1 pseudogene is annotated in these 470 nt (G+C 41.1%); it reads left to right on the top strand.

The window, feature by feature from the left end:
* Nucleotides 1–470, top strand: a pseudogene (gene pdrM, locus SMIDD26_RS10860) (sodium-coupled multidrug efflux MATE transporter PdrM); the annotation flags it as partial.

Below are 470 nucleotides of genomic sequence, written 5' to 3'. Positions count from 1 at the left end.
GATTTCTATTCTGGTTTTATTTAAACAGGAGAAGCTCAAAGCCTTACACCTTGAGAAACGAATTCCGCTTAATATGGATAAAATCAAGGAAGGAGTTCGCTTAGGTCTGCCTATTGGGGGACTGTCTTCGCGGAAGTGGCTATTTTTTCTGTGGTTGGCTTGATTATGGCTAAGTTTTCGTCCTTGATTATCGCTAGTCATCAGTCAGCTATGAACTTTTCAAGTCTTATGTACGCCTTTCCTATGAGTATTTCATCTGCTATGGCTATTGTCGTTTCCTATGAAGTGGGAGCCAAGCGATTTGATGATGCTAAAACCTATATTGGTCTAGGAAGATGGACTGCCCTCATTTTTGCGGCCTTCACCTTAACCTTCCTTTACATTTTTAGGGGAAATGTGGCCAGTCTTTATGGTAACGACCCAGAATTTATCGATTTGACAGCGCGTTTTTTGACTTACAGCCTTTTCTT

Source organism: Streptococcus mitis (assembly GCF_001579035.1).
GTDB classification, from domain to species: domain Bacteria; phylum Bacillota; class Bacilli; order Lactobacillales; family Streptococcaceae; genus Streptococcus; species Streptococcus mitis_J.
The sequence above is the reverse complement of the archived record's forward strand: the minus strand, read 5'-3'. Positions and strand labels throughout refer to the sequence as shown.